21 protein-coding genes and 1 riboswitch are annotated in these 25,813 nt (G+C 46.4%); of the genes, 13 read left to right on the top strand and 8 right to left on the bottom strand.

Annotated features, from left to right (window positions below; genetic code table 11):
• The first annotated feature begins 81 nt into the window (after positions 1 to 81).
• Complete coding sequence (locus JMA39_RS14625) at positions 82 to 1,167, top strand: DUF3083 family protein (protein ID WP_202722595.1); 1,086 nt, start codon at positions 82 to 84, stop codon at positions 1,165 to 1,167.
• A gap of 202 nt (positions 1,168 to 1,369) precedes the next feature.
• Here the strand turns inward: JMA39_RS14625 and JMA39_RS14620 are convergent, their stop codons facing one another.
• From JMA39_RS14620 to JMA39_RS14610, 3 genes are all read right to left on the bottom strand, one after another.
• Complete coding sequence (locus JMA39_RS14620) at positions 1,370 to 1,579, bottom strand: hypothetical protein (RefSeq protein WP_202722594.1); 210 nt, start codon at positions 1,577 to 1,579, stop codon at positions 1,370 to 1,372.
• Between the two features lie 410 nt (positions 1,580 to 1,989).
• Positions 1,990 to 2,199, bottom strand: coding sequence for a transcription antiterminator/RNA stability regulator CspE (gene cspE / locus JMA39_RS14615; RefSeq protein WP_202722593.1), 210 nt, complete (start codon positions 2,197 to 2,199; stop codon positions 1,990 to 1,992).
• A gap of 511 nt (positions 2,200 to 2,710) precedes the next feature.
• Positions 2,711 to 2,899, bottom strand: a complete 189-nt coding sequence (locus JMA39_RS14610; protein WP_202722592.1) for a hypothetical protein — start codon at positions 2,897 to 2,899, stop codon at positions 2,711 to 2,713.
• Between the two features lie 439 nt (positions 2,900 to 3,338).
• Positions 3,339 to 3,512, top strand: a riboswitch (Lysine riboswitch).
• Positions 3,513 to 3,594: 82 nt separating this feature from the next.
• Between JMA39_RS14610 and JMA39_RS14605 the strand changes: the two genes are divergently transcribed.
• Together JMA39_RS14605 and JMA39_RS14600 are read left to right on the top strand one after the other, a co-directional pair.
• A complete protein-coding gene (locus JMA39_RS14605; protein WP_202722591.1) occupies positions 3,595 to 5,178 on the top strand; it encodes a Na+/H+ antiporter NhaC family protein in 1,584 nt (527 codons plus the stop codon).
• Positions 5,179 to 5,344: 166 nt separating this feature from the next.
• Positions 5,345 to 5,746 carry a ribosome recycling factor family protein gene (locus JMA39_RS14600; RefSeq protein WP_202722590.1) on the top strand — a complete coding sequence of 134 codons (402 nt, stop codon included), beginning with the start codon at positions 5,345 to 5,347 and terminating at the stop codon, positions 5,744 to 5,746.
• Positions 5,747 to 5,922: 176 nt separating this feature from the next.
• Here the strand turns inward: JMA39_RS14600 and JMA39_RS14595 are convergent, their stop codons facing one another.
• Positions 5,923 to 6,534: a LysE family translocator gene (locus JMA39_RS14595; RefSeq protein ID WP_202722589.1), complete on the bottom strand. Its 612-nt coding sequence runs from the start codon at positions 6,532 to 6,534 to the stop codon at positions 5,923 to 5,925.
• A 445-nt stretch (positions 6,535 to 6,979) separates the two neighbouring features.
• Here JMA39_RS14595 and JMA39_RS14590 point away from each other — a divergent pair, with 445 nt between their 5' ends.
• Positions 6,980 to 8,158, top strand: a complete 1,179-nt coding sequence (locus tag JMA39_RS14590) for an ankyrin repeat domain-containing protein (RefSeq protein WP_202722588.1) — start codon at positions 6,980 to 6,982, stop codon at positions 8,156 to 8,158.
• 128 nt (positions 8,159 to 8,286) lie between these two features.
• Here the strand turns inward: JMA39_RS14590 and JMA39_RS14585 are convergent, their stop codons facing one another.
• Positions 8,287 to 9,315, bottom strand: a complete 1,029-nt coding sequence (locus tag JMA39_RS14585) for an AraC family transcriptional regulator (protein ID WP_202722587.1) — start codon at positions 9,313 to 9,315, stop codon at positions 8,287 to 8,289.
• A 136-nt stretch (positions 9,316 to 9,451) separates the two neighbouring features.
• Between JMA39_RS14585 and JMA39_RS14580 the strand changes: the two genes are divergently transcribed.
• The 6 genes from JMA39_RS14580 to JMA39_RS14555 all read left to right on the top strand — a co-directional run bounded on the left by JMA39_RS14580 (position 9,452) and on the right by JMA39_RS14555 (position 18,567).
• Positions 9,452 to 11,095, top strand: coding sequence for an FAD-binding oxidoreductase (locus tag JMA39_RS14580; RefSeq protein ID WP_202722586.1), 1,644 nt, complete (start codon positions 9,452 to 9,454; stop codon positions 11,093 to 11,095).
• On the top strand, positions 11,092 to 12,717 hold the full coding sequence (locus JMA39_RS14575; protein WP_202722585.1) for a glycerol-3-phosphate dehydrogenase/oxidase: 1,626 nt from the start codon (positions 11,092 to 11,094) through the stop codon (positions 12,715 to 12,717). Before JMA39_RS14580 ends, JMA39_RS14575 begins: the two co-directional genes overlap by 4 nt.
• Before the next feature lie 35 nt (positions 12,718 to 12,752).
• A complete protein-coding gene (locus JMA39_RS14570) occupies positions 12,753 to 14,330 on the top strand; it encodes an FGGY-family carbohydrate kinase (RefSeq protein ID WP_202722690.1) in 1,578 nt (525 codons plus the stop codon).
• Positions 14,331 to 14,737: 407 nt separating this feature from the next.
• A complete protein-coding gene (locus JMA39_RS14565; protein ID WP_202722584.1) occupies positions 14,738 to 14,968 on the top strand; it encodes a hypothetical protein in 231 nt (76 codons plus the stop codon).
• Positions 14,969 to 15,181: 213 nt separating this feature from the next.
• Entirely contained in the window at positions 15,182 to 17,368 is a 2,187-nt protein-coding gene (locus tag JMA39_RS14560) for an OsmC domain/YcaO domain-containing protein (protein ID WP_202722583.1), read from the top strand.
• A gap of 272 nt (positions 17,369 to 17,640) precedes the next feature.
• Positions 17,641 to 18,567 (top strand): DMT family transporter, encoded by a 927-nt coding sequence (locus JMA39_RS14555; RefSeq protein WP_202722582.1) that lies wholly within the window; start codon positions 17,641 to 17,643, stop codon positions 18,565 to 18,567.
• Between the two features lie 486 nt (positions 18,568 to 19,053).
• Here JMA39_RS14555 and gltS read toward each other — a convergent pair whose 3' ends face one another.
• Complete coding sequence (gene gltS / locus JMA39_RS14550; protein ID WP_202722581.1) at positions 19,054 to 20,277, bottom strand: sodium/glutamate symporter; 1,224 nt, start codon at positions 20,275 to 20,277, stop codon at positions 19,054 to 19,056.
• 378 nt (positions 20,278 to 20,655) lie between these two features.
• On the opposite strand from gltS, the gene JMA39_RS14545 reads away from it, so the two are divergent.
• The gene (locus JMA39_RS14545; protein ID WP_202722580.1) at positions 20,656 to 21,318 is read left to right on the top strand and encodes a hypothetical protein; all 663 of its coding nucleotides are present in this window, start codon (positions 20,656 to 20,658) and stop codon (positions 21,316 to 21,318) included.
• Between the two features lie 91 nt (positions 21,319 to 21,409).
• Here the strand turns inward: JMA39_RS14545 and JMA39_RS14540 are convergent, their stop codons facing one another.
• Positions 21,410 to 21,694, bottom strand: a complete 285-nt coding sequence (locus JMA39_RS14540; RefSeq protein WP_202722579.1) for a hypothetical protein — start codon at positions 21,692 to 21,694, stop codon at positions 21,410 to 21,412.
• A gap of 236 nt (positions 21,695 to 21,930) precedes the next feature.
• On the bottom strand, positions 21,931 to 22,578 hold the full coding sequence (locus tag JMA39_RS14535; protein WP_202722578.1) for a GntR family transcriptional regulator: 648 nt from the start codon (positions 22,576 to 22,578) through the stop codon (positions 21,931 to 21,933).
• Positions 22,579 to 22,756: 178 nt separating this feature from the next.
• On the opposite strand from JMA39_RS14535, the gene JMA39_RS14530 reads away from it, so the two are divergent.
• On the top strand, positions 22,757 to 24,112 hold the full coding sequence (locus JMA39_RS14530; protein WP_202722577.1) for an FAD-dependent oxidoreductase: 1,356 nt from the start codon (positions 22,757 to 22,759) through the stop codon (positions 24,110 to 24,112).
• Between the two features lie 99 nt (positions 24,113 to 24,211).
• Complete coding sequence (locus JMA39_RS14525) at positions 24,212 to 25,810, top strand: BCCT family transporter (protein ID WP_202722576.1); 1,599 nt, start codon at positions 24,212 to 24,214, stop codon at positions 25,808 to 25,810.
• Positions 25,811 to 25,813: the final 3 nt, after the last annotated feature.

Here is a 25,813-nt window from a genome sequence, read left to right as displayed (position 1 = left end):
CCGATCGCAGCATTTTTGTCAAAATTTATCGTTACCATTGGCTGCGCGCTACATATGGTTAACTTATCTCAAGGAGTATTTATGTCCCTTAGCCATCAGCAAAAAGTGTACATACCCAAGGACGTTCGAGCGAATCAATATATCACCGCAGAAATTAAAGTAACTGATGCTTTACTGGCTCACTATCCCGATTATAAGACTTGTTATCAGACTCTTAGTCGTACCATTTTTAGCCTTGGAGATCAGGAAGGCTTATATAACCTTCATGTGATCACCAACGACAAGTTACCAGTTGTACGTTTTCATTCTGAAGCCTATTGCTTCCCTACTGCTGAACAGATCATCTTTTTCTACAACCCTGTCTATCATGAAGCGCAAACGCTACACACAAAAGATGATTACCGCGCTCGTAAGATCAGGATTGTGTTTTTAGCGACCGGTGACGAGATCCGCAGTCATTCGGCTAATTTCCATATTAAGGTGCAGTCTTTCCTCGCCAAGCTAATGCCACAACTGCCAGAGCAAGAGCTCACCATTAAGGTTCGTGATCACCAGCATATCTCTTATGATCTGTTCGCTAAGGCTAAAGGCAATAAAGAGACTTATGGCTATAAGCTACGTTCGATTAACCACAGATATAAGGCAAGAGAGTGCCCAATCCCTGAGGCTCACGGCTCATTATGTTATGTCACGGTGAAACTGCCTCTAAGCCGTAAGCTTAAGCAGGCGATATTGCCTGAGCATACGAGTGACTTTACACCACTGTATCAAAAGCTAGAGGATGCTTTCGTTCAAGCGGCGGCTGCTAAAAAGCTAAATCGAATAGCGATGGTTGCCAATGGCTTAACCCCACTTGTACGTAACAGTAAATTCGATCAAGTCGATGGTACCGATGAAGTTCAGATGCTTGGCTTCGATCCGAATATTGAAGAGCAGCAATTTATCCGCCACTGGGATGGTGACAAGCTTGTGGAGATGGTGAGCTTTACTATTGCAGCAGGCACTAAAGACATTAAAGATGGTGGCTTTGGTCGTTACCTGAATCGAGTGGAGGAGGCGCTTAAGAGCTTTACCGCCGAGCTACCGATAGATAAGTCTCGGGACGATTTAATTGTGCGCTTCCACCAACATATTAGCTACCAAGCACCGCAGCAACTGCTTAGCTAATTGGCGTCACTGTAATCTGGGAGAGGCATAGAGTCTGGTGTCGCTGCATCATCATTTTTTGATGATAGCTAGGGCGGCACCTTAGATGAAATTGCCTTCATCCTGCGTTATTGCTTTTTGATGCTTTGGTCTTACGGGATTATTAGAATGACTACAGACGGCTTGGCTTAGGTATAAGCTGGAGCGGTTGTCGCTGAGCCAATTAAAAAGAGGTAGAAAAGTTACCGATAAGCTGATTGTTACTATTGATGATCTTGCCTTGGCAGGTCTCATCACAATAGCTGAAGTCGATGTTTCGATCGACAACATTACCCTTCACTAGAACATGACGTAATAGCACATCGCTATTTAACTGGTGGATTAGTGCATCCCAAGAAATATTATCTTTAAAAATATTAAAATTTACTCTCATTTAAACCCTTTTTTTAGTTGTTTTAGTTAGTGCTGATTTCTTTTTTGATTGATGAAACCAAAATCTTTTTGGACCTGATGAACGGGACATAGTTATCTCCAGTGTTAAGACGTTTTTAAGGCATAATAATGCCGATTCCAATCCAGTCTTAAGTTGTTAATGTTTAATTTGTATTGATAAGAATATAACGAAGTAGATCAGAAGCGTATTGGTAGATACGAAAGCAGATGATTGAAGTGTTAATCTTTTTCTAGATACAGTATAAGTTTTATTTTGTCTGACTTTGTTAAATTAGCTTTTGTTAAAGCAGGTTTGATTAATTAAAGCAGGCATTTGTTAAAGTAAGCTTGTTGGAAATTCGTTTTAAATGATGTGAATGGCGATTAAACCATTCACGTCAACTTACGAAGTTACAGCGCGATTACGTTAGCTGCTTGAAGGCCTTTTTGACCTTGCTCTACTTCGAAAGATACTTTCTGGCCTTCAGCCAAAGTCTTGAAACCGTCAGAAGCGATTGCACGGAAGTGAACGAATACGTCAGCGCCGCCGTTGTCTTGAGTAATGAAACCAAAACCTTTCTCTTCGTTAAACCACTTTACGATACCAGTTGTATTAGACATGATGTGTCCCTTATATTTAAATTCATAAAAATTGTCGCATTATGCGATGCACTGAAAATTGAATTATTTAATGTGACGATGAAGATAAGGGCAAACTGAGGATAACAACAATAACGAAGGAATTCTGAGATTTTACTTTTTAACTTATGTTTCATTAATAACTCTAAGCAGAGCGAGATAAATAATACTCGATAATTACATATTGTCCAGATCTATTTTAATTTATTTTTTCTTAAGGCTTTAAACTCACCATTTCTTTACTGCCGTTTATGGTGTGTGTCATTAACCTATTAAATTGGCGATGCTTTATGAGCAGCTCCTTTTTCGCTGCCTTGAAAGTTGCTAGCTTGCGTTAACTGCGCTAAAGAGGGGAAACGTGCGCTAAATGCACTTGTTGGAGCCAAAGAGTTATGGATAAATTCAGTTATCGATAAAACAAAAATAGGCCAAATGAGGCCTATTTTTAGATGAACTTGCAAGCGACTATGAGTAGAGCTTGCTTTAAATGCGATTAGATAAGCTCGTTTGAGATTGCAGTCAGATGCAGTTCAAGTTCATCTTCGGTTTTGGGCAATGAATCTAATTCAAAAGTGAGCGGTTTGCTGCCATTTAGCATAAACACAGAGCTGGCTCCATGATCATAGTGAAACCATTTCCCATTGACGCATAGATCGGTATAACAATTTGGTAGTAGCTCCATAGGGTACCTCTATATTTTTGGTTTCAGTATTTAAAAACGTAAATCTGCAATTACGTGAACTAGGTTGTGTAGTTATGAATGCTGTTTGTGATCTAGTTCACCTTTATATGACCTGAAAAGGCGTAGGAGCTCATTGATCTAAATCAATCCTGAGAGGGTTAGTCGTTTTTCCTTTTCCTATAGGCGATATAAATCACTAAATTCAAGCGCTATTTGGTAGTTGGTTAGAGGAATGTTCGGTCGGGTAGAGTGTAATACCTCTTTATGGCTAAGATTATCCCTCGGCCTATATGCAGGGTTTGTGAGTGGTATTTTGTTCTTCAGAGATACTCTGTTGGATGAAAATTAACCTCAAATGGGAGGCGGCGGCATTGTTCTGAAGATGTTTGAATAAATATTCTTGCAACTCTTAAATGTATGGGTATTATCAAGCCTCAAACCTTTGAGTAGAGGCGCGCTGCCTAAAAGTATCCAGATAGAGGGTGACACCTAAGACATCTGGGGAAAGGAGTCAGCGCCGAAGTTATTGTTGCGTCATCAACAATCGCTGGGTCTGCATTTAACAGATGCAGGACTGCCATAGTTATGTTGTCTATGGAGCGCTACCTAAAGGGGTAAGAAGTATTATTTCTCCTGAAATCAGTTTCTCTATCCTTTTGGTAGATCTCCACCTAAATAATAGGTGTTACGAGATCATGAATTTAGTTCAATATTCCGATTCCCTGCTGTCGGTGGTGCCGCCACTGTTAGCCGTTATCCTCGCCATCACGACCCGTCGTGTACTGTTATCCCTTGGGATCGGTATTCTTGCCGGTGCCGTTCTGTTAAATAACTACAATCCGCTGACTGCATTGCACTACCTGTTCAATATCGTCTCTGGCATATTCTGGAGTGATGGCGCTATTAATAGCGGTAACGTCAATATGTTGCTGTTTATGTTGCTGCTCGGTGGTTTGATCAGCCTGATGACAGCAACGGGGGCGACCCGAGCGTTTGCAGAGTGGGGAGTGCGTCGTTGTAAAGACCGCCGCAGTGCCAACATGTTAACTGGCTTAATGGTTTTCGCCTTCTTTATCGATGATTTTTTCCACAGCTTATCTGTGGGCCCCATCTGTCGTCCTGTGACGGATAGGTTCCAGATCTCACGGGCAAAGCTGGCTTATCTGCTAGATTCTACCGCGGCTCCTGTGTGCGTTATTATGCCTATCTCTTCTTGGGGAGCGTTTATCATAGCCATCCTAGGTGGAATTTTGGTGACCAATGGTATTACCGATATCAGCCCAATAGCCATGTTTGTGCAGATGATCCCGATGAACCTTTATGCGGTATTTACCCTGCTAATGGTGCTAGTGGTTATCGCCTTTCAGCTCGATATTGGCCCTATGCGTCAACATGAGCGCTGGGCGCAAGAGGGCAAGCTATGGGATGAGTCTAAGGGACGTCCTAAAGGGCTTGAGATCACCACTGAGGGACAGGGCAATGGCGGTATGATCGACATGGTCTTGCCTATCGCGACCCTAACGGTGTCGAGTATCTTGTTCATGGTATGGAGCGGTGCCGAGGCACTATCGGCAAAGGGCCAGGCATTTAGCTTGATTGCTTCCCTTGAGCATACCGATGTGGGGTCGTCCTTGGTGTACGCTGCACTGTGTAGCCTTGCTGTCTCAATTGTATTAGCGCTGCGTTTAAAGTTACCGGCTAAAACATGGTTAGCCGCAGCACCACAAGGTGTGCAGGCGATGATGCCAGCGATTATTATCCTGCTGTTTGCTTGGACGATTGGCACAGTAGTGAGCGATATGCAGACTGGCCAATACCTTGCTGCGCTGACTAAGAGCAGTATTCCGGTTCAGCTTCTGCCTGCTTTAGTGTTTGTTCTAGCATGCGGAATGTCATTTGCTACCGGCACTAGCTGGGGCACGTTCGGTATTATGTTGCCACTCGCTGGTGATATCGCTATCGCCAGTGATGCAAATTTATTATTGCCGATGCTTGCTGCCGTATTGGCGGGATCGGTATTTGGCGACCATAGCTCACCTATCTCGAGCACCAGTATCCTATCGGCGACGGGCGCGAGCTGTCACCATATGGACCATGTTATGACCCAGCTGCCTTATGCCGTTACCGTTGCCTTTGGTGCCTTCCTTGGTTATCTTGCGATGGGTCTTACAGGCTCAACCCTTGCGGGTATTGCGGTGAGTGCGGTTTGGTTCCTTGCTAACTGTGCATTCCATCTTCGCCGTCATAAAAGGCAGCAAATGGTGCCAGCTAACGCATAGTGGTTGCGTAGCAACACACTGAGGGGTTAACTGTTAACCCATAGAAAAGGCCCTTTACGGGCCTTTGTTATTTTCAGCCGATTCAACGCCAGCCCGGCTTGAGTTTTTCTGCCTAGACTGAAAAAATAGGCCGATTGGATAAAGACTGAGAGCCCTAAACACGAGTATGAAACAAGAGATCATCATCTCGCTTCCCTCACTCATTCATCGCATCGGCCGTGAAGCGGTTAAGCAAGCGCAACTGGTTGCCAAGCAATTTAATTGTGAACTTAAGCGTGTGCGTCGCTCAAGAAATTGGGGGCTTACTGGCGATGCCATGCAGATCCAAGCTTTTAGTCAGCATTTAAAAACGCAGCCGCTAACGGTAGCTGCAACAGAGTTTGTTTACCTTATTCGTAAAGTCGATACTGCACTGCTAAGTCACACCGATAAGTTGGAACCGTTAGCGGCCAAACTGGCTCGCTTGATCGCGCAACAACCGAATATCACCTTGGCAGAATTAATGCACCAGACCGAGTGCACCATGGCTGAGGCCAGAGCCGCCCGTTTCGATGCAGAGGTTTGGTAGTGGGGAAGGTGAAATTTCTCGGTATTACTGATTAGGATGCGTTTAATTTTTGTGTTGTATTCGCGGTGCTTTTAATTGTTTTCAGTATTTTACGCATAAGGTTTCGACAGTAGAGCGAAGTCGATGGGCTATCGACTTCGCTGAGTGCCCCTTCTATGGGGGAGTCATCTTGCTGATTAGCTTACGAGTATACGTCCAGCTAAAAGCAGTAATACCGCACCTGACACTTTATCTATTGTCTGAGCATGCAACCTTAGCCTTACTAAGGTTGCTGGCTTAGACAAGATACAAGCGATAAATGTGTACCAAGCGGCATCGAGAATTGTAGGTGTCGCGACGATAATGATTCGGTTAACCAAATTGTCAGCACTTTCTACTAATTGACTAAACAGGGCTAGATAGAAAATGATGATTTTCGGGTTAAGTATAGAGATAACAAAGCCACTTCTTGCAGCTTGATAAAGGCTCATTGGTTTGCCGCTGCTGAGTTTATCGGTGATTCCACCTTTTGAACGAATCGAACAAATACCTAACCAAGCCAGATATGCAGCGCCCAGATAGGTGATGGTGTTGTAAAACAAGGGGGAGTTTTTTAATACTAGGGCAAGTCCTGCAAGAGATAAGCCTGCGTAGATACCGACTCCGATAGAGTGAGCACAGGCTGTAACGATACCTTGCGCTCTTCCGCCTGCAAGTGTATTTCTTGCAACCATTATGACAGATTGGCCTGGTGACATGGCACCGAGTAATGACACCATGAAAAGGGCCATAAAAATGGATATAGACATAAAGCCTCACATTTATTGAATGATAAATTTTGGATACAACTGGGTCTTTGATAGGTGTTGTTACCAAGGTACATTCAATAAATTATTGTGAGCCGAGAAGGCTTTAAGTCTTGTCATTTAATAGGGGCGGTATGCTTATTTGGTATTACGCGGGCATTGTAACACTCTTACTGACCTATTCCACTCTTCCTTATCTCTTGAAGCCACACTGTAGCTAAGATAGTCAATAGTTAGCTTGAATGTTTAAGTAAACTCATTTGCAATCAATTCCTCATAAATCGATCATCCAAGCAATTTTAAAAGTTAATTATCCTTATTAAAAATAACGACTTGTACTTATATCTGCTAAGACATAGTCTACTGCGCATTATGGGACGCGCAGTGCTAGTTTCACTTTCCGACTTTTGTCTTCCCGCTCCAGAGATGAATTAACAACGAGGTTTATATGCTTAGCAGTCATATTTTCGATAGATTAGAGCTAGATGATGTTTTACGTGAACATCTTGATGGATTAGATAGTTATGATGACCCCTATTTTATCTGCATAAAGCTAAGCACTACGGCAGGCAAGGCGATAGAAGTGCTGATCCCAGAGCTTGACCATCTTGAGCAGGATATCTTTGCCTTCAGGCTAGAACCACAACTGCTGCTGTTGAGCCTTGAGTGCGAAGTCGACGAGATTAAGTCGCTATCACAGATGTTATTGACTGCCTTTGAGGGGAATAACATCACGGCGCAGATCGCCATTTTCCATCACAACTGCTTAGGCTCCCCGGTAGAAACCTTTAAGTGGTCGACCCAGCTATTAGAAAGCTTAATTGAGAAGTCGCCAAATGATTCCATCGTTGAGTTCAATGACTTTTGTGATCGCGGCAACTGGCCAGGGCTGAGCGCCTATATTGAAGGTCGTGAGCAAGGCTGCGGCGCTGATTTCGGCTATGACTATGACGAGAATGACTATGATGAAGACGAAGATAATGACGATGACGAAGATGATCATTTAGATGGCTCTTATGATGAGAATGGCTTAGATGCCAGTGGTTTTACCGCGCTGATTCAGGCTATTTTAGATAAAGATGCCGCATTAGTTGCCAAGATGATTGCCGATGGTGCCGATGTGAATCAGGGCGATTGGTACAAGAATACACCGCTTAATCATGCAGTGAAGAGTAGTACCGAAGAGGTTGTGACCTTGCTACTCGAGGCGGGGGCGAACCCTAACCAAACTGGCAGCTATGGTACAAGGCCGTTAATGATTGCCAGCTTCAATGGCTTATTGCCGATAATGGAGCAGCTGTTAGCTAAGGGCGCAGAGGTAAACTACCAAGGCGATGAAGGCGAGACGGCATTGACAATGGCAGCAGGCAATAGCACTAAGGATGTGGTCGAGCGACTACTGCAAGCTGGCGCAAAGGTGAATTCGTTAACGAATGATGGTAATACCGCACTGATCCATGCGGTTATTGGTAACTATAATGAACGCACCGCCATTGTTGAATTACTCCTTGCTAATGGTGCGGCAGAGACGATTCATCAAGTGAATATTCATGACTCAACTGCCATGGGGCTGGCTTTGGACCGTGAACATCAAGAGGTTATCGAACTGCTGAAACAAGCGATGTAAAACGCTTTTTGATTGGTATTACTGAGAGACAAGCCTTAACCCATACTGTTCGCAGGGCGTTGAGGCGATCTCTTTGATCTTGTTTTTTGCTTCTGTTTTTCCACTCTTGTTTTTCACTATTTTATTCGCTACTGCTTGCGTCTGGGAGTGTGACCGCTCCAGTTTTTGTAGGCGCGAAAAAATACCCGCAGATCACTAAACCCTAACTCTAAGGCGATTTCGCTTAAAGAAAGTTCGCTGCAGCTAAGCCAATATTCCGCCATTTCATGACGCACATTATCTACCAGCCCTTGATAGCTAATCCCCTGCTTGAGTAATTTTCGCTGTAAGCTTCTGCCACTAAGATGCAGCTGACTGGCTATTCGCTCTCGGTTAATTTTGCTTATGGCTAGTTGCTGGCGAATTATCCGCGCAGCGGCGAGCTTTAGCTGATCGGCCTCACCAATATCTTCAAGTTGCAGTCGCGCGTGCTCCATTAGCCGTTTAAGCCGTTGGTTATCTCCCCTTGGGAGCGGCCGAAGTAGCAGTTCCTTATCGATGAGGATGGCGTTTTCACTCTGCTCAAAGCGCACAGGGCAGTTAAACAGTGCCTGATACTGTTTTAGCTCTTTTGTGGCAGGTTGTGGCCGTGAAAGTTTAACCTCAATAGGGGAGGCGTTACTGTCTTGCATAAGAAAGCGGGCAAAATTAACCCAAGATGCCAGTACGTTATCAATCAGATGGGGAATAACTTGTGGGTTGCTGTATTGGCAGTGCCATATCATTTTTAACCCTTGGGGATGCTCTCTTAACTCGGTGATCCCCATGTCGCCAACCAGTTTCTCTAGGGGCATAGCTTGTTTGATGGCTTGGGTGAAGTTGTCCGAGTTTAGGCCTATCTGCCCCAGTAGGTAGAAGCGATCTGGCTGGATAAAACGCGCACTATAGAGACCGAATAGCGGATGGTTTGCATGCTGAATAAGATAGTGCAGTAGCAGCTGAAACTGCTCGCCACTGAGGCGGGTATCTTTGTTTTGCAGATAAGAGGGCTCGATATTGGCCTGCTCAAGAGCTGGTTCTATCTCAACCTTACAGTGCCTAGCTGCCTGCAAAAATTGCAGTACGGGGGGCAGGGAGGTGGTGCCTAAAGAGAGCGTGTGCTCGGCCTTTTTTACCATCTCATTCACTCCTGTGCTGTTAGCCTGTATTGGTTATCGCGATTTACTGCCTGTAAATAGTTGTCCATATTTGTCACTGACAAGATGTTACAACATTGTAAGATAAATCTATCTGTATGCAAATTGGTCATTAAAGATGGATAGAGCGGCGCGGGATAATCGACAATGGAATGGTTGGGGTGACAAAGACAGGAGTTTAGCCCTGTCGGCTGATGGTGCCGCCTTTATCACTGAGACACTGGGTGAGGCGAATCCGCTAGCAGTCGCCACACTCGAGGAGGTGTTGGCCAAGGTGCCTGCCTCGCGCTTAGAAGAAAGCGAGCTGTACACCACCGACGCAGAAGTACGGCTGCGCCATGCCCGTGGCCAGAGTCTACCGGACTGGTTGGCGATGAAGAGCGGCGAGTTTAACCTGTTTCCTGACGCCGTTGCCTTTCCCCGTAGTAGTGAGGAGATCCGCGCCTTGATGGACGCGGCAAAGTTAAATGAGTGGCAGCTTATCCCTTATGGTGGCGGTACTTCAGTGGTGGGGCATATCACCCCTTGTGAGTCAGATAAGCCTGTACTGACCATCTCCATGAGCAAGATGAACCGATTACTCGCGCTCGATAGAGTCTCGCAACTTGCCACCTTTGGCGCTGGAGTAAAAGGGCCATTTTTGGAGTCTCAGCTGCAGGCTCAAGGTTACACCTTAGGTCACTTTCCTCAGTCTTTCGAGCTATCGACCTTAGGCGGTTGGGTGGTGACCCGCTCAAGCGGTCAGCAATCGCTGCATTATGGCCGTATCGAAAGCCTGTTTGCCGGGGGGGAGATTGAGACGCTCGAGGGCAAGCTGGATATGACTACCTTACCAGCGTCATCGGCGGGGCCTGATTGGCGTCATCTGGTGCTGGGCTCTGAGGGCCATTTAGGCATTTTAACCGAAGCCAAAGTTCGGGTGAGCCGCGTGCCTGAGCAGGAATTCTTTGGCGTGGCCTTTATGCCGAATTGGCAACAAGGAATAGCCTGCGCCCGCGAGGTTATTCAGCAGGGGCTGCCTCTTTCAATGCTTAGGCTGAGCAATAGCATAGAGACTAAGACTCAGCTGTTTCTGTCGGCTAGCCAGAGTCAGCGTCATTGGCTTGGCAAGTTATTGTCTCTAAAAGGAGTAGGTGATGACAAATGTATGCTGGTTTATGGCATTACGGGTGACAAGCGCGATAACCGTCAGCGTTATAAGCGCTTAAAGGGGATTATCAGTCAGTTTAAAGGGGTGAACACCGGCCAGAGTCTCGGCAAGAAGTGGGAGCATAAGCGCTTCGCCTTCCCCTATTTACGAGAAACATTGTGGCAGATGGGCTATGCCATCGACACGCTAGAGACGGCGACCAACTGGTCCAATATTGAGCCGCTGACCGATAAGATAGAACAGAGCCTAAAAGGGGGACTCGAGGAATTTGGCACTCAGGTGCATGTATTTTCTCACCTATCTCATCTCTATAGCGATGGCGCCAGCATCTATACCACTTATCTGTTTCCTGTGGCGAAAACCTATGAGCAGACCTATCAGCAATGGCAAAAACTTAAATCGACCACCTCTAAGCTGATTGTGGAAAATCACGGCACCATCAGTCATCAGCATGGTGTGGGGGGCGATCATGCCGCCTACCTTGCAACAGAGAAAGGCGAGCGCGTGGTTGAGTCACTACAGGATTATTTTAACGGCTTCGATCCCAAGGGGCAGTTAAATCCCGGCAAGCTGTTTAAAGCGAGCAATACCCAAGATGAGGCGCAGTCATGAATACCTTGAGTCAGGCGGCGAAAGCGGCTACTGACGCCATTATTCAGCAGGCAGAGTATGACCTTATCATCATAGGTGGGGGGATCACTGGCGCGGGTATTTTCCATCTTGCCGCTGAGCAAGGGGCGAAGGTATTGCTGCTGGAGCAAAGTGACTTTGCTTGGGGCACCTCGAGTCGCTCTTCCAAAATGGTTCATGGTGGCTTGCGCTATCTGGCTACGGGGCAGTGGCGTATGACCCGAGATGCCGCCAGAGAGCGAGAAGTTATGTTGGCGCAGTTGCCGGGCTTAGTGGACCTGATGCCCTACATGATGCTGCACAAACGGGGAGATTTCCCCTCGGCGGCGCTTTTTCAACGGGTATTGGCGATTTACGACAAATTGGCTGGCAGTAAACACCATCGCCCCTTGAGTATAGAAAAAGCGCGTACTTGGTTATCGGAGCTGTCTTTCGATGGGATAAATGGGGTCAGTTTGTTTGCCGATGGGGTCACCGATGATGCGCGTCTAGTATTACGTGCACTGCAAGACGGTGTACTAGCAGGCGGGCAGGCGCTTAATTATGCCAAAGTGACAGGTCTCATTGAGCGAGGGGAAAACCAAGATAATAATGAGCGAGTTAGCGGTGTAAGGCTTACCTTAGCGAATACTTTGGATAATCAAGCTTTAGCAGGCAAAGAGTACAGTGTAAAAGCCAAGTGTGTCATCAATGCCACTGGCAGCTGGGCAGGTAAGCTACATGCGCTACAAGACGGTAGTTTGAGGCCATTGCGAGGCAGTCATCTGGTGCTGCCATTTGAGCGTTTGCCGGTCTCAGCCTGTTTGACCTTTTATCATCCTCAAGATGGACGGCCGGTGTATATCTATCCGTGGCAAGGCTGCAGCGTGATAGGCACCACAGATCTCGATCACCATGACAAGCTAGAGAGTGAGCCTGGGATTGCTCAACAAGAGGTCGACTATCTGCTGGGGTTAGCAAGGCATTACTTCCCTAAGCAGCAACTCGAAGAGCGTGATGTGGTTAGCTGCTGGAGTGGCATACGCCCCATTTACAGCGCTAGCCAGCCCGATAGGAAGGGCAAGGGCAAAGATCCATCGAAAGAGTCTCGTGAGCACATTATCTGGTCTAAGCCGGGGCTTATTTCGGTCACGGGCGGCAAGCTAACTAGTTATCACCTGATGGCTAAAGAGACCTTGGCGCAAGTTCAACAGCAGCTACCAAACCTCTTTAGTGCTGAACTGAAAAGAGCGCCTTTTAGCCAAGCGACACAAGGCTACGCCGATGAACACTTAAGGGGCTACTTTGGTCATTTCGCGCCGCAAATATCAGAGATGAAAAACGCACGTATGATAGGCATTAGTCGCTGTCAGTGGCGAGAGCTCGAGTGGTCGCTAGTCAATGAGAGTGTGGTGCATCTGGATGATCTCTTGCTACGCAGAACCCGTTTAGCATTGCTATTAGGCAGCGAAATCAATCAGTACCGAGAGGCGATACTGTCTCTGTGTTGTCAGCATCTAGCTTGGTCAAAGACAAAGGCTGAGAGTGAGTGGCTGCGATTCGATCAGATCATGAATACCAGTTACCGCTTACCGAGCCAACAAGAGAAAAGGGAGTGTCTGTGATAGACAAAAAACAGCAGAGCCAGACACAAACACAAATGCAGACACCAGCAGAGACTCCAGTAGAGAGGCAAGCGGATTACATATTAACCATAGACAACGGTACTCAGAGCGTACGAGCCATAGTGTTTGATGCAAAAGGTCAGCTTGTTGCTAAGTCACAGGTCAAACTGACCCCCTACGAGTCGCCGCAATCGGGCTGGTGTGAGCAAAGTGGCGACTATTACTGGCAAAACGTTTGTGTTGCTTGTCAGGCGCTCTGGCAACAAGGCGTTGATAAAGCACGCATCAAAGGCATGTCGGTGACCACTCAGCGTGGCAGCATGTTGCCATTAGACCGTGATGGAGAGCCCCTGTATCCGGCGATCCTCTGGCTCGATCAGCGCAAGGCCGAGAATGAGTCACGCTTAGGAGGCCTGTGGGACCCGCTGTTTAAGCTGCTGGGACTGAGCGAAACCATTGCTAACTTTCGCAGTCGTGCTCAGCCTAATTGGCTCTATATGGCTAAGCCTGACCTTTGGCACAAGACCCATAAATTTGCCTTTCTGTCGGGTTTTTTCCATCACAAGCTTACGGGAGAGTGGGCCGATTCGGTGGGCTCTCAGGTAGGCTATCTGCCGTTCGATTACAAGAAACATAGATGGGCACCTAGGTGGGATTGGAAGTGGCGAGCACTGCATGTGAAACCAGAGCATTTGCTGACGCTGTTAAAGCCCGGCGAAAAGGTGGGCGAAATAACCGAAAAAGCCAGTGAGCAAACTGGGCTGCCCCAAGGATTACCTGTCATCGCTGCCGCTGCCGATAAAGCCTGTGAAGTACTCGGCTCGGGTGGACAAAATTCCGACGTGGGCTGTTTAAGCTTCGGTACTACAGCCACGATTAACGTGACCATGCCGCGCTATACTGAAGCCGTAAGGTTTTTGCCCGCTTATCCCTCGGCTATCGCTGGGGCATTTTGCAGTGAAGTGATGCTTTATCGTGGCTTTTGGATGGTGAGTTGGTTTAAGGAGCAGTTTGCCCATATCGAGCAGGAAAAAGCACTACAAGCAGGGATTGAAGCCGAAGCCCTGTTTGATGAGTTAGTCAACAGCGTACCACCTGGTTCCATGGGGCTGATGTTGCAGCCTTATTGGGGGCCGGGCGTGAAGCAGCCCGAAGCTAAAGGGGCGGTGATCGGCTTTGGCGATGTGCATACCCGCGCTCATCTTTATCGCGCCATTCTAGAGGGGTTAGCCTTTGGCCTTAAAGAGGGGCTGGAAGCGATTGAGAAAAAGGGCGGCTGTAAAGTAAAAGAGCTACGAGTTTCTGGTGGTGGCGCCAAGAGTGATGCTGCGATGCAGATTGCAGCCGACGTGTTTGGATTGCCTGCGGTAAGGGCGCACACGGTTGAAACATCTGGGCTAGGCGCCGCGATAGCTGCATCTGTAGGGTTGGGACTGCATGAGGACTTTGATAGCGCCATTAAGGCCATGGTGCATGACGGTGAGCGTTTCGAGCCTGATAATGGTCATCATCATATGTATCAGCGACTCTATAAAGAGATCTATCTTGATATCTATAAGAAGTTGCAGCCACTATATGGCAAGATCCGCGATATTACGGGTTATCCGGAATAGAGAAAAAGAAGGTTTTAGGTTTAAGAGCAGGTTCTAGGAAAAGCGGGGGAAGCTAAGACGGTAACAGCCGAACGGCCTGCGGCCTAGGGAACGTGACTGTGTCACTGACGGAACGCTGCGCTTACGGAAAAGCAGGAAAAGAAGGAAAAGAAGGAAAAGCAGGAAAAGAAGGTTCGAGGTGCTAGGAAAACAAAGAAAGGTCCTAGGAAGAAAAAAGACGGGAAAAGCTGGAACGGCTGAGATTTAAAAGCTAAGACGGGAAAAGCCGAGGAGAGAGCTGTTCTGCTTGTAAGCTTTTACTCTTCCTAGCAGGGCGGAGCCCATCCTCGCAGCGCCCTAGTACCTAGTACCTAGTACCTAGAACCTTAAGCCCTATAATCTTAAGTCTTAGAGTTAATGGAGGGATAATGACAGACCAGAAGCTTATTTTGATTTTAAAGATCTGTATCAGCTTTGGAATTTGCCTGATCCTTGTGGGGATCTACCTGCACAATTTTAACGAAACCGTTGAAGCCATGGGCGTGCGGGGGATCATCATTAGCGCCGTCTGTGTGGCCTTTGGCATGGTGTTGTCACTGCCGACTAAAATGTACTTGACCTTTATCTTAGTTAAACGCGAAGCCGATAAGAATCAATAGTCTAGCTGTTGCTACAGTTTATAACCTTGCTGTATTAGCCCTATGTCGGTCAGCTGTGTTTGCGCTTCATTGTCGCTAATCTGAGCTTTTCTGTAATTAACCCAAGACTAATGCGCGAAAAACACCGATAATTCCCCTCATTAAGTTCATCTGGCCTCAAGACTCATATTTGAGCCAAGGGCGACGCTCGCTATTAAGTGGAAATCATATTCAATGGAAATCAAAGTTAACTTTCTCGACAACTTGAGACTCGAAGCCAAGTTTGACGACTTCACCGTTACGGCCGACCAGCCTATTCGCTACAAAGGTGATGGCTCTGCGCCAAGTCCTTTCGATTACTTCTTAGCATCGTCAGCACTGTGTGCGGCTTACTTTATCAAGGTGTACTGCAAGGCTCGCGATATTCCTACTGAAAACATCAGACTGTCGCAGAACAACATTGTCGATCCAGAAGATCGCTATAACCAGATTTTCCAAGTTCAGGTTGAGTTACCAGAGGATATCTCTGATAAAGATCGCCAAGGCATTTTGCGCTCGATTGAGCGTTGTACCGTGAAGAAAGTGGTACAGACTGGACCTGAGTTTAAGATTGAAACCGTTGAAAACCTAGATGCCGACGCTAACGCCATGTTGATGGGCCAAAGCGACAGTGATGCTAGCACCTATATCTTGGGTAAAGACCTGCCGCTTGAGCAAACCATTGCCAATATGACTGGTATGCTGGCTGATTTAGGCATGAAGATTGAGATCTCATCTTGGCGCAATATCGTGCCAAACGTGTGGTCACTGCATATCCGTGATGCTGCTTCACCTATGTGTTTTACCAATGGTAAAGGCGCGACGAAAGAGAGCGCTCTATGCTCGGCATTAGGCGAGTTTATCGAGCGTCTAAACTGCAACTTCTTCTATAACGACCAGTTCTTCGGTGAAGAGATCGCTAACAGTGAGTTCGTGCATTACCCGAACGAGAAATGGTTCGAGTTAGAAGATGACGATTCACTACCCGCAGGCATGCTCGATGATTACTGTCTAGCTATCTACAACCCAGAAGGGGAGCTAGGTGGCTCGAATCTGATTGATACCAACTCAGGTAATATCGACCGCGGTATTTGTACTATTCCTTACACACGACATTCAGATGGCGAAACCGTGTACTTCCCATCGAACCTGATTGAAAACTTGTTCCTAAGTAACGGTATGAGTGCAGGTAACAACCTGCAAGAAGCACAGGTTCAGTGTCTGTCTGAAATCTTTGAGCGCGCAGTTAAGCGTCAAATCATCGAGCAAGAAATCGTATTGCCAGATGTGCCGATGCAAGTGCTAGAGAAGTACCCAAGCATTCTTGCGGGTATTAACGGTCTAGAAGAGCAGGGCTTCCCAGTCGTGGTGAAAGACGCTTCACTCGGTGGTCAGTTCCCTGTGATGTGCGTAACCTTGATGAACCCGAAAACCGGTGGCGTATTTGCTTCATTTGGCGCGCATCCAAGCTTTGAAGTGGCACTGGAGCGTAGCTTAACTGAGTTACTACAGGGTCGTAGCTTCGAAGGTTTAAACGATGTGCCTAAGCCTACCTTTAACAGCATGGCGGTGACTGAGCCTGAAAACTTCGTCGAGCACTTTATCGATTCAACGGGCGTGATCTCATGGCGCTTCTTTAGCAGCAAGCATGACTATGAGTTCTGTGAGTGGGATTTCTCTGGGACTAACCAAGAGGAAGCCGATGGCCTTTTCGGCATCTTAAAAACTTTAGGTAAAGAGGTGTACACAGCTGAATTTGATCAGCTTGGCGCGTCGGCTTGTCGTATGTTGGTTCCGGGCTTCTCTGAAGTTTACCTGGTGGATGACCTGATTTGGGATAACACCAACAAGGCACTCGATTACCGTGAAGACATCTTAAATCTGCACTCACTGTCTGATGATGAGCTGGTGGACTTGGTTAACCGCTTAGAAGAAAGCCAGTTAGATAACTACACTGACATTCGCACCATGATCGGTATCGTCTTCGATGAGAACACGGTTTGGGGTCAGTTAACTATTATCGAACTTAAGATCTTAATCTATCTTGCTCTTGGCGCAGCTGAAGAGGCGATGGAGCTGGTAGGTGACTTCCTACAGTATAACGACAATACCGTTGAGCGCGGCTTGTTCTATCAAGCGGTCAGTGCGGTGCTTGAAGTTGAAATGGACGACGAGCTAGAGCTAGAGCACTTTATCCATAGCTTTAACCGCATGTTCGGTATCGAGGTGATGCAAAACGTCATAGGTTCAGTGAGCGGCGAAGTACGCTTCTTCGGTCTAACCAAGACCAGCATGGCGCTTGAAGGCATTGAGCCACACTTACGCTTGATTGAAAGCTACAAGAAGCTACATAGCGCCCGAGCGAAGGCGGCTGCTAAGTAACTGCTTGAGAGGCTTGGCGATTAGCTTAGTCTTTAAAAAGCGAACCTTTTGGCATCAACCATAGGTTCGCTTTTTTGTTGGTGCTGTTATTGTGAGTATTCTCAGTAGCTTTAATAGCTAGACCTGTTTTAAAATCCACATTGTTGAATGATAGCAATCCTATGTAGATGGGATTGCTATTTTGTTTTTAGCGCGGCGCATTTTATTAAACGGCACTGCGTGTTGAGATCCCATTTCAATTGGCTATTAGCCCCTTTTTAAGAGTGCAAGTAATGCGCGGTGTTTTGTATCTATTTATCGCCACCCTGTTGGCTGCAGTGGGCTGGGTTGCCTCAAAGCTAGTGGTGCAATCTATGCCTGGGGAGCTATTTATTGGCTCTCGCTTTCTATTGGCAAGTCTAGTTTTACTGCCTTTTTGCTATAAAAGCCTGCTGAAACTCAGTATGAAGCAGGTGTTATCGGCCTGTGGCGTCGGCGTTTTTCTTGGACTGGCGCTGCAAGTTTGGATCTATGCGGTATCGATAAGTGATAGCTTGTCAGAGGGGGCGTTCATTATGAGCCTTGCGATGATTATCGCGCCGCTGACCGCTTGGCTACTGTTTCAAGTTAAACCCAACCGTGCCTTTTGGATTGCACTGCCAGTGAGTGTTACTGGCATGATGCTATTGAGCCTAACTAACGGCTGGCGGATGGAAGCGAGCCAGTTGCTGTTCTTGCTGGCATCGGCACTGCTTTCAGTGCACTTTGTGATGAACAAACGCATTAGTGGCAATTTAAAGCCGCTGGTTTCTATCTGCTTGCAGCTATTTGTTGTTGGCTTAGTGGGCCTTGTATATGCCGCGTTCACTCAGCCACATTCCATAGAGTTTTCCAGTAATCTGATTATCTGGTTTGCTATTTCGACCCTAATTGCCACCTCTGTACGCTATCTATTACAGACGATGGGACAGTATAAGGTGAGCATGGAAACTGCGGCGCTGCTGATGATCTTAGAGCCTGTTTGGACGCTGCTGTTGAGTATTACCATGCTTGGAGAGACGCTTGAGCCACAAAAATTGATAGGCGGTGGGGTGATATTTGTGTCGCTATTTCTGTATATCAAATTATCGCGTCGATTTGCGAAGGCAGAGCAGGCCAAGGCGGTACAAGTTGAGACGGTAAGAGCCGAACGGAAAAGCACAGAAGGTTCGAGGTTCTAGGAAAGGCAAAGCAGGTCGGCCTGCGGCCTTACGAACGTGACGGTGTCACTGACGGAACGCTGTGCTTACGGAAAAGATAGGCAAAGAAAGGTGCTAGGTTATAGGTTCTAGGAAAGGCTAAGACGGTACAAGCAAAGACGATTAAAGCTAAGAATAAGAAAAGCGGTTTTAATTTTACTTTGTAAGTCGGGCTTTTTAATTTCCCTAGCAGGGCGGAGCCCGTCCTCGAAGCGAAGCGCCCTAGAGCCTAGACCCTTCTTTATAAAGCAAAGACGATGAAAGCTGAGATAAGAAAAGCAGGTTTAGTGCTGTTTGTTGTAGGTCGGGCTTTAGCCCGTCACGCTTTTGCTGTTTCTAGCAGGGCGGAGCCCGTCCTCGCAGTGAAGCGTTCTAGAACCTAGCCCCTTCTTTAATAAAGCAAAGACTAAAAAGCCAGCGTTAATCGCTGGCTTTTTTATGGTTATGAATGTTGCTTGCTATTGACACTTAACCAACAAAAACCATAAAGCCTTTTAGGATCACCGCGTTGACGATATCCACGAAGAAGGCGCCAACAATTGGCACAACCATAAAGGCCTGTGGTGATGGGCCAGTTCTTGATACTAAGGCGCCCATGTTCATTACGGCAGTTGGTGTTGCACCTAGGCCGAAGCCACAGTGACCGCCAGCCATCACGGCCGCGTCATAGTTGCTGCCCATCATTCTAAATGTCACGAAGTAGGCAAACAACGCAAGTACCGCTGTCTGTACTACTAAGATGATAAGCAATGGTATGGCAAGGTCAAAAATCTCCCACAGCTTTAGGTTCATCAAAGCCATAGATAGGAATAGCGCTAAGGACACAGAACCGAGCACATCGACACATTCACTGTTGATCTTATAGCCGCGAGAGATCTCGGTAAGGTTAGTGATGATCACACCAATAAATAGCGCATAGACAAACTCAGGCATTTTCAGCCAGTTTGCACCCACAGCCTCAATGAGTGCCGTGGTCCATTTAGCACCAGCCACACAGAGCAGCATGATAAACAGGATTTCAAGAACGCTTTTAGCCGTCACTCTATCCTCTTCAAGCTGGTCATAGGTAACTAGGTCTGGATGGTCTTTATGATGGTTGCCGCCAACTCCGTATGACGATACTAGGTTATTTTTATTGATGAGTCGCTGCGCCACTGGGCCGCCGATAATACCACCCATGACCAAGCCAAATGTTGCAGCAGCCATAGCAAACTCAAGAGTATTAATTCCATACTCAGTCTGGAAAGTATCAGCCCAGGCAGCGCCAGTGCCATGTCCGCCAGAGAGGGTGATAGAGCCTGCGATTAGGCCCATAAATGACTCTAGACCCAATACATTGGCTAGGCCTACACCGACTATGTTTTGAATCACGATGAACAAGGAGGCAACACCTAAGAATAGAAATACCTTGCTGCCTCCCTTGAGTAGAAGTTTGTAGTTCGCCGCTAAACCTACGGTGCTGAAGAACATCAACATCAAGGTGTTTTGCATCGATAGGCTAAATGCCACGGTTACATTGTTAAAGTGTAGAACTGTAATTATTGCGGCAATGATTAAACCGCCGACGATGGGTTCGGGGATATTATATTTCTTTAAGATTGGAATATAGCGATTGACCGCGTGGCCAATAAATAGCACTAGAATCGCGACTAGAAACGACTCTAGTTCGCCAATTGTAAAGGTTGTATTCATATGACTCCTAGAAAATAGAGTAAAGCGTTATTTTTTAACTATCAATTTGTTACTAAGTTTTTATTTTTATTGAGCTATTTTTGATTTTTATACGCCTGTGTCGGCGGCATATACTGCCACACTTATTTATCTCTGGGATATCCTTGAAAGAGGGAAAAATACGCAAATAAGATTAATATTTATTTATATATCTCGAATTTGTATTTGTGAGCGCGTAAAAACCGAGCAAAATGCTGATTTCATCCTCTTTTAAGGGCTCATTTTTTCAGCTTGGCTATAATAAATTGAGATGAGTTTTCATTTGAGTCGGTCCTGAATCATTGGATTGGTTAGACAAACGGCTGTGGTGGATATGCCGGGCAACAACGGAGTTTGAATATGAGAGTAACTGAACTGATAAAAGCACTAGTTGTATCTACGTTTTTAGCTGCATTATCGTCGAGTGCGATGGCCGAGCCACCGGAAAAAGCTGAGAAGCAGGCTCAGAAAGAAGCTGAGAAAGAGGCTAGGAAAGCGAAAAAGGAGGCCGACAAGTATGAACGTGAGGCCCGTAAAGCTGCAGACAAGGATATGCGAGAAGCCAAGAAGGATGCACACGAAGCAAGCAAAGAGGCCGATAGGTATGATCGTGATGCTCGTAAAGCTGCGGACAAGGATATGAAAGAGGCTAAGCAGGATGCGCGTGATGCGAGAAAGGATGCCGACAGATATGAGCGTGATGCTCGTAAAGCTGCGGATAAGGATATGAAAGAGGCTAAGCAGGATGCGCGCGATGCGAGAGAGGATGCCGACAGGTATGATCGTGATGCTCGTAAAGCTGTGGACAAGGATATGAAAGAGGCCAAGCAGGATGCGCGCGATGCGAGAGAGGATGCCGACAGGTATGAGCGTGAGGCTCGTAAAGATGTTGACCAAGATATGAAAGAGGCCAAGCAAGATGCGCGTGATGCGAGAGAGGATGCCGACAGGTATGAAGATGATGCTCGTAAAAAAGCTGATGAGCTAAAGCGAGAAGCTGAGAAGAAACCCATTCCTGAGTAGGTTGTTTGAGTTAAGTCTATGCCTATCGCGATAATATTGAAGAAAAAGCCAGCAATTGATGCTGGCTTGTTAGCTTAACTCTAGTTCTACTCTAGCTTAGCTTCTGCAAGAATTCTAAAAGTTGCTGTTTGCCATAGCGACCCCGATATAGGGTGTCCATGATAGGTTTAATGACCTGATTTGCCGCTTTTAGGTTGCGGCGTTTATTACGTAAGTTTAGGCCGGAAACGGTTGCCATGATTGCCCCAAGAACAGATGCACAGATAAGGTTCTCACTACTATAATAGGCCGCGATAACCGCTAACCCCAGTAGTAGTGCCACCACAAATTTGGCGTTAAAGCTGGTCTCGTCAAAGTTGACCACGGACTGTGCCATCTGCCTTTGCTGATATTGTAATTATATTCGCCGTAGGTCAGATGCCTTTCTTACAGAATATACGTGAATAACTTACTAGCAGGTAATCGCCTACGTCAGTAGAGCTTTGCATCGACTCAGATAGCCATTGCTCAAACACCTCTCCTTCATCGTTTTCAATTTGAGAAAATCATTATCAGATGAGCAGATGTAATGGAGCCTGAGACGACTCCACTATGGTTGGGGTAGTGCTTATTTTAACTAATTGTGCGGCGAGCCATGTTGGTGAGGTAATCATTGAGCGCATAAGATGCTTCTACTGCTGCAATGGGATCGCCCTCTACAATTTTACGCAGTATGGTCGCATGTAAGTACGCTGCATCAGCCAGATCGCTAGATTCATTCTTGTAGGCGAACCAGAAACGACGTGATAGTCCCTGCAGTGGCGCCATCGCCAGTTGCAAATATTCATTATTAGAGACTTGTACTAATAAAATATGGATCTGCTTCAGCAACTGGGCATAAATCAGATCATCTTGCTTGGCGGCATTATCTTCTAATTGACTCGCTAGCTTAGTCATTCGTATCTTTTCTGACTCTGAGGCTCGCGTTGCAGCAAAGCGAGCACATAGCGCTTCAACATCTCGACGTACCTCGAGAATTTTAAGCTGGCTTTCTAATGATATCTGTGGAATTTGGATCCCGCGGCGAGGATGGATCTCTACCATTCGCTCGTACGATAAACGTTGTAGCGCTTCGCGAACAGGTGTTCGGCCAACACCAAGCTGCTCTGAAAGTTGCTTCTCACTAACCATGGAACCAGGCTTAAGCTCCCTGAAAGTAATCATCTTTTCTAGCTGGTCGTATGCAAATTCAGATTTATTCGCTACGTCATTAATGATCATCGTCACACTCCTTTTCTATCTTCGCAATCTAGATCACGGTTTTGTAGCTTTCACTTGTTCGCTGCATGATACAGGAATATATTAGCTCTCAACAACTGATATATCAGATGAATATCAGGTGCATATTAGCTGTGTATTAGTGTTCATCTGGTCTATATCGGTATCCATTGGAGCAAAAATGAAAAATTGGCAAATTATTAATCGTTTTGAGCAGGTGCCACAACTACCTATCTTGGCTGAGATTGATGTCTTAGTCGTGGGTGGTGGTCCTGCTGGTGTCGCTGCAGCAGAAACCGCGTCTGCGGCGGGTAAAGATACCTATTTAATTGAAAAGTATGGTTTTTGTGGTGGTGCTGCTGTCGCAGGTTTATCTGGCACTATTTGTGGCATGTATATGGCGACCGATGATGAAGCCGCCGAGCCTGAACAAGTTGTATTCGGCTTTACCGAGCGTTTCCGTAACGCACTGGCTGATAATAACGGCGTTACCGCACCGCAGCGCTATGGCAAGACCTTTACCGTTACTCATGATCCTCTAGTGTGGCGTGAAGTTGCTGATGACATGCTAACGACCGCAGGAGTGAATATCTTGTATCACACTGCTGTAACGGGCGTGATTATGGATGGCGATACTTTCAAGGGTGTGGTGATTGAATCAAATGCAGGCCAGAGCGTCATTCTTGCAAAAATGATTATTGATGCATCGGGTGATGCCGCAGTCATCGCTCGTGCAGGCCTAGATACTTATTTTGGTGATGAAGGCCGTATTCAAAATCCAACCATGTTCTTCCGTATTGCGGGTGTGGATATGGAGCAGTATTTGGATTACTACGGAATGGACACCATCTGTCCGCCGAAGGTGACTGAGAACATTCTTAAAGCGAATACCGAGCTGGGGTGGGAACTGCCACGCCATAAGATCTGGATCTTCCCGACAACTCGCCCCGGTGAGCTGATGGTTAATGCGACTCGCTTGGCTGGCCAAGATGGCCGAGTGCTGAATGTGATTGACCCTGTTGATTTTACTGAAGCCGAAGTCTTTGGGCGTCGTCAAGTTCGTGCCTATGCCAAGTTTCTTAATGAGTTTGTGCCGGGTTGTGACAATGCCTATGTGGTTGATACTGGTGTTGAAGTCGGCATTCGTCAGACACGCTCTATCAAAGGGGTGAAGACACTAACTAATGATGATGTGGTTAACTGCCGCAAACAGCAAGATGGTATCTGTCGTACACCTTGGCCAATTGAGTTGCACTCTGGCGATAAGCCAAAGCTACACTGGTTATTGAATGACTACTACGATATTCCCTTCGCGACGTTAGTCCCTCAAGTCGGCGAAAATATCATTGTTGCGGGTCGCTGCCTTAGTGCTGAGCATGAAGCGTTAGCTTCTGCACGTGTCACCGCTCAATGTTTTGAATTAGGCCACGCCGCTGGCGTAGCTGCAATACAAGCTATCGATAACCAAAGTCACATCCGTGACCTAAATGTTGCAGAGATCCGCGCCGCTATGATTGCTAATGGTAGTGCGCTGTAACCCAATATAACTCGCCGCATAGATTGTGCTAACAGCATAAGGCGGCATCAAGCTTGCTCCTTTAAATAATAACAAAAAGGAGCTGCGTGGAATTTAGCTATGAATTTCAAGAATCTCGATCATAAGCTGTTTTGGCCTGCCATCAGCTTCACGTTTTTAAGTTTGGCGTTAGCGGTATTTTTTCCTGAAAGCTCTAAAGAAGTTGCCCATGCGGGAATGAAGTGGGTGACCAATGATATTGGTTGGTTTATCCAATTAGCGGGTTTTGGTGCACTTGTTTTTTTGATGTGGATTGCTTTTAGCCGTTTTGGCCATATTAAGTTAGGTGACGATAACGATGCACCTGAGTTCACCTATGCTACTTATGCGTTTTTGATCTTTACAGCGGGTGTGGGCGCAGCATTGATTTTTTGGGCTGTTGGTGAGCCTATGTATTATATGCAGAGTCCGCCGATGTTTGCTGAGGCTGGCAGTGCAGAGGCTTCTCAGTGGCTTATCACTTACACCTTGTTCCATTGGGGACCAATAGGTTGGGCGATTTTCTGTTTGCCAGCTGTACCTTATGCTTATTATCTACATAAGAAAAAGAAGCGTAACCTACGTCTATCTAACTTACTAGAAGATGTGATTGGTAAGAAAAATGCTGATGGTCCGCTAGGCTCTTTCATCAATATTATCGCCATTTTTGGTACCTTAGGTGCCTTCTCTACCTCAATGGGGCTGGCTGTTGACCTTATCGGTTCGGGTATTGAGAAAGTCACTGGTTTACCAAATGATATCTGGCTTCAGGTCGGCCTAATTGTGCTATTTATTGTCTTCTATGCCGTGGTGATGTTGGCAGGTATGAAGAAGGGCGTTGCTAAGCTTGCTAACTGGTGTGTATATGCAGCGTTTGCCTTAGGTATTTTCATCCTGTTATCAGGCCCTACTGCGTTTATTCTGTCTTACTTCTTCGACAGCTTGAGCGTGATGGTCGATAACTTTGTTCGCATGAGCTTCTGGAGCGATCCAGTACAAAAGTCTGGTTTCCCACAAGCGTGGACCATGTACTACTGGGCTTGGTACTTTGCTTACCTTGTAATGATGGGCATTTTCTTAGCGCGAATTTCTAAGGGACGCACGATTAAAGAGTTGGTATTGACCACGATTTTCTTTGGCTCGGCGGGTTGTGCTTTCTTTATCGCTATCTTTGGTAGTTACTCGGTATTCAGTGAGTTAACAGGTGCACTGCCTGTACTTGAATGGATGAATGAGGCTGGGGTCTCCATGGCTGTGATTGAGGTGATTAATGCACTGCCGTTTGGTGCGGCCATTTTGATTGTTTTCCTCATTGTTGAGTTCTTCCTGATGTCGACAACCATGACATCGGCTGCGGTATCTATCTCTATGATGACGACCAAAGAATTGGACGCCGATGCCGATCCAGATGTCTCTGTAAGATTGATTTGGGCGTTCGGTATTGGTGCAGTTTCGATGGCAGCCTTCTTTATGGGCGGCAGTATCGACACGATTAAGTCCATGTGTATTATTGTTGGTTTACCTATGATTGTCTTAAATATCATGATGGTAGTGTGTTTGATGAAATGGATTAGAAAAGACCATCCTGAACTGTTCAAATCAACAGCAACACAGACTGTTAAATCCGATGTAGAACAGGCTGTGCCTGCTCATGCTGAATTAGCAAAGGTTGAGGTATAACGA

This window comes from Shewanella schlegeliana (genome assembly GCF_016765635.1).
GTDB classification, from domain to species: Bacteria; Pseudomonadota; Gammaproteobacteria; order Enterobacterales; family Shewanellaceae; genus Shewanella; species Shewanella schlegeliana.
Note: the sequence above shows the minus strand (reverse complement) of the source record. Positions and strands in the feature narration are given on the sequence as shown.